This window comes from Pedococcus sp. (assembly GCF_036554925.1).
Classification (GTDB): Bacteria; Actinomycetota; Actinomycetes; order Actinomycetales; family Dermatophilaceae; genus Pedococcus_A.
In genome coordinates this window covers 1-4,438 of record NZ_DATBMI010000167.1, presented here as the reverse complement: position 1 = coordinate 4,438, position 4,438 = coordinate 1, and the positions used below count along the sequence as shown (strand labels likewise).

Genomic DNA, 4,438 nt, shown 5'->3' with positions numbered 1-4,438 from the left:
CGCTCGGCCGGTAGTGGGCTGGGTCCTGGACGATCGAGCCGTCAGGGTCCAGCCGGGCCAGGCGCAGGAGCGTGTCGGGCCGGCTGAGCACCTCGCTGACCGCCTCGGGGGCCAGCACTCCGTGCCGGGGCAGCTCGACCCCGCCCGGGAGGACCCAGGTCACCGCACGGCCGGCGCGCGAGGCCGACGTGATCTCGACGGGCGCCCCGAGCGCTGTGTCGACCGTCGGTTGGGCGGAGGGACCGCGAGGCGGGATCGCCCCGGGGAGGACCGGCACCACCAGCTCCACGACGGTGCGGACCTCCGCGTTGCCGCGCACGAGGTCGGCGAGCGCGTCAGCGCGGTGGGCGTCCATCGCGGTGCCCGGCCGCGAACGGGCGTAGGACGACGCGAGGGCGTCGACTGCGGCATACACCTCGGTGCTCACGTCGGTCGGCAGGTGGACCTGCCACCGGGCCAGGCCGGGCGCGTGGCGATCCGGCCCGACCACGACCCGGCGGTGAGCGCGCGCCTCGCGCAGTGCCCGCTCCTCGGACTCCGGGTCGAGGCTTCGGGCGATGGCGCGGGCACGGCGCGCCAGCTGGCTGCGGCTCAGGCGCCACACGGCGTCCGAGACGAGGGCGACCTCACCGGTGACCCGGTCGACGGCGGTCTCGAGCAGGAGGGCCTCGAAGCGGCTCCACAGGGCCGGGTCGAGGGACTGGGCGACCTCGGCCACGGTGTCGGCTCGGTGCCGCTCGAGGTCGCCGTCCCAGAGACCCTGGAAGCTCGACTCGGCGGACGCCAGCAGGCGCCGGTCGGCGACGAGGCGGCGCCGGACGGTGCGGGTCGCACAGTGGAGCGCCGGCGCGAGCATCGAGGCGACCACGCCGTGTGGGTCGGCGTGGGTGGTGCCGAGGTCGTCTTCGACGCGGGACGCGAGCGTCTCCATGGCCAGGGTCTGGCGCGCCTGCAGCGCGGCGATCACGCGCTCCGTGGCCACGACGACGGCCTCGGCCTCGTCGCGCCCGAGCCTGCCGATCTCGACCTGGGACAGGCGCATAACCTCGGCGGCCAGGGTGCCCACGTCGGCTCGCTCGACCTGCGCCGCCGTGGCCCCACCACGGCCGAGCCGCGGCCGCGCGCGACGCACCGCCGCCCCGCCACCGGAGCCCCGGGTGGGCGGCGGCGAGGCGGAGGCTGGTCGAGTCGCAGCCAGAGTATCGAACATGTGTTCGATCCTACGTGTGCCTTGTGACACGCGGTGTGACCCGCTGCCGACCTGTGGACGATGGCGACGGTCGGACCCCGCCTGTGCATGACGCGCGGGGCACACCGAGTCCATGACCCGGCGACTGGCCGAAGTCCGTGGGCGTCGGGTGGTCGACCGTCGGTGGCGTCGAGCGCCGGGCCCGATGGCGACGGGGGGGACGAGCGGACGCGGTCAGCGGGCGGTCGCCCTCGACAGAGGCGACGGGAAGCGGCCCACGACGCGGGTCCCCTCCAGCCACGTGGTCAGCCGGTCGGCCTCGGAGCGGAGCGCCGCCTCCGCGTCGCTCCCGACGTCCTCGAGCAGGACGAGGACGACCACGCCGTCGTCGTCCTGGGTCCAGCCGCCGACGATTCGCCCGTCCCACCACGCCGTGGCCCCGCCGTTGCCGGCACTGTCGAAGATCTGGGCGCGGTGGTCGCCGAGGTACCAGTCGCGCTCCTTCCACCCCATGGTCGTCGGGTCGAGCTCGGGCAGCAGCGCTCCCCACGGCTCGACCGCCTCGACCGGCTCGACGTCGTCGGGCAGCAGGTGCCCCGTGCGCCCGTCGAGGCCGACCTCGACGGCGCCGAGGTCGTGCAGCGCCTGGCGCACCGAGGCCTTGGTGCCACCGAGCCACCAGGTGAGGTCCTCCACCGTGCCGGGGCCGAACGCGTGCAGCCAGCGACGCACGAGAACGGTCACCCCCTCCTGCTGCTGCAGGGGAGTGATCGGGCGCCCCAGCCAGCTCTCGGTGGTCGCCCAGAGCGGGCGGGAGACGGTCCAGGCGCCGTCGTTGTCGGCCCTCACGACCCGGCCCTCCGCCGCCAGGATCGTCAGCACGCGCGGGGCGAGCGGGGCGGTGCCCGCCCAGCTCCGGCCCGCGCCAAAGGGTATGCCGCCCTCGAGCACCGGCAGCTCCTGGCGCAGCTGGGTCGAGCTCAGCTCTCGTCCGTCACGCAGCGCCGCGAGGACGGCCGCACGGGCCTCCTCGAGCCACGCCGCCGGGTCGTCCTTGACCCCGGCACGCTCGAGCTCGCGCACCAGGCGGCTGCTCTCGGCGGCAGCCACGCGCGCGCTCGCGCCCGCCTGGACCGCGGGCAGCACGTCGAGGGGGAAGACGAACAGGGTGCGCCGCATCGCCATGTGCTTGACGAGGGTGCGGTCGCGGTAGAGCGCTGCGTCCATCGCCTCGCGGTCGAAGCCGTCGACGCGGGCCCAGGCTGCGAGGTAGACGGTGGACGGCGTCGTGGCGTGCAGCCCCACCACGGATCGCGCCGCCTCGATGGCGTCGGCCGCACGGTGGCCCGGAGCGAGCCGCTGCCGCCGGGCCAGCCGGGCCCGGCGCTCGCCCACCGGGACACTGCGCACGCCGGTCATCCAAGCACGACGGGCCGACACACGGGGCGGACATCACGCGGCGGACGGTACGCGGCGGACATCACGAGGGGAGACACCAGGAGCGCGTGGCCACGACCGCCGTCGCCATCAGACGTCGGTGACCCAGTGCGCCCAGTTCTGGGTCACGACCATCCCGACGTGCTGGTACAGGGGCAGCGCCCCGGTCCGCGAGTCGGTGGCCAGCTCGCTGCGCGAGGCGCCGCGCGCCCGGGCCCGCTCGAACGCGTCGACGAGCAGGGCCCGGGCGATCCCGCGGCCGCGCTGGTCGCGTCGCACCGCCAGCTGGTCGACGTAGCCGCAGTCGCCGGAGAGGATCGTGTAGGCGATGCCGACCGCGTGGCCGTCCGGGTCCTGGGCCAGCCGGATCTGCCAGGGCTCGAAGCCCGGCCGGTTGACGGCGCGGGCCGCCCAGTCGTCGAAGGTGCTGGGGGTGCGGTCCGGCCACTCGCCGAACGCGTCCTCGATGAGGGTGTACGCGGTGTGGTCGTCGGCCTGCGGCGTGAAGTCCCGAAGGAGGTATCCCTCCGGAAGGGGCTGCGGCGTGATCGTCGCGTCGGCGGGCACCTCCAGCACCCACGAGTTCCACAGGCAGCGGTAGCCACGGGCCTTCAGCAGGCGCTCGCCACCGCTGCCGTCGGGAACGCTCTGGCCGACCAGGGTGCCGCCGCGCTCGCGGGCGGTGTGCTCGGTCCACGCGGCGAGCCAGGTGCCGATGCCGCGGCCGTGGGCGGAGGGGTGCACCGCGGCCTCGGCGCGCCGACCCCGGAACACCTCGGCGGTCCCCACCAGGCGCTCGCCCTCGAAGACGCCGATGCTCTCGGTCGCGAGGTCGAAGCTCGGCCGCTGCCAGTCGCCCTCGATGTCCTCGAGGTCGATGGCGGCCTCGCCGAGCTCGTGCTCCTCGGCGGCGGCGACGACCTCGAAGACGGCCTGGGCGTCGGTGGGCACGAGGGCGCGGCTGGTCAACTCGGCGGGAAGGCTCATGGGCGCATCGTGCCGGGTCGGGCGGGGCGGTGCACCCGGTTTTCGCGGTCCGCCGGGCGACGACCGCCTTGGGGGTGGGGTCACCCTGCTGCCCGCCCGCAGCGCGAAGGCGATGGCTGCACCGGACTCAGTCGGAGAACGTCCAGCCCCGCTCCGCCAGGGCCTCCCCGAGGAAGCGGACAGCGACGGGTCCCACGCCGTGTAGGGCCACCAGCTGCTCCTCGGTGAGCTCGCGCACCTGCTCCAGCGTCCAGATGCCCTCGGCCCGCAGCGCCCGGGTGGCCGGGGCCCCGATGCGCGGGAGCGGCGTCCCCTCGGGCGCGGCCCGTCGGTCGGTGCGCGGTGTCCCGGCCTCCGCGTCCAGCACGGCGGCCCCTCGGGGTGAGAGCCGGTAGCCGATGTCGAGCGACTCGGTGAGCCCCAGCTCCTTGAGCTTGCGCACGTCACGCTTGAACGACGGGGTGTCGCGGCCGAGCTCGGCAGCCAGCTCGGGCGCCCGGACGGTGGGGGAGCGGTCGATGACCGCCAGGGTGGCCCGGGTCCAGGGCCCGATCGACGACGACGCGTCGAGCCGGTCCAGGCGCCCTCGGATCGTCGCCACCTCCTCCGCGTCCGGCACCGCGGCCCGCAGCTCCTCGCGCGGGTCGGCGCCCGCGTACCGCAGCCCCACCCGCCAGACCGGCCGGTCGGCCTTCGCCTCGAGCATGCGGCGCAGCTCGGCGACCGACGCCGCTCCGGCTCGTCGCGCCTCGGCCGCGGTGATCCGCGAGACCGCCACCTGCTCGACGCTGGTCACCTCGAGCAGGCCGACCCGGGTCCGCAGCC

The 4,438-nt window shown here is 75.6% G+C and carries 4 protein-coding genes; all 4 read right to left on the bottom strand.

Annotation, left to right across the window (positions count from 1 at the left end):
* Positions 1–1,210 (bottom strand): hypothetical protein (locus VIB11_RS13225; protein ID WP_332031699.1); only part of this gene is annotated, 1,210 nt, incomplete at its 3' end.
* Between the two features lie 213 nt (positions 1,211–1,423).
* Positions 1,424–2,599 (bottom strand): winged helix DNA-binding domain-containing protein, encoded by a 1,176-nt coding sequence (locus VIB11_RS13220; protein WP_332031698.1) that lies wholly within the window; start codon positions 2,597–2,599, stop codon positions 1,424–1,426.
* 117 nt (positions 2,600–2,716) lie between these two features.
* A complete protein-coding gene (locus VIB11_RS13215; protein ID WP_332031697.1) occupies positions 2,717–3,613 on the bottom strand; it encodes a GNAT family N-acetyltransferase in 897 nt (298 codons plus the stop codon).
* Positions 3,614–3,740: 127 nt separating this feature from the next.
* Positions 3,741–4,438: hypothetical protein (locus tag VIB11_RS13210; RefSeq protein WP_332031696.1), on the bottom strand; the 698-nt coding region annotated here is incomplete at its 5' end.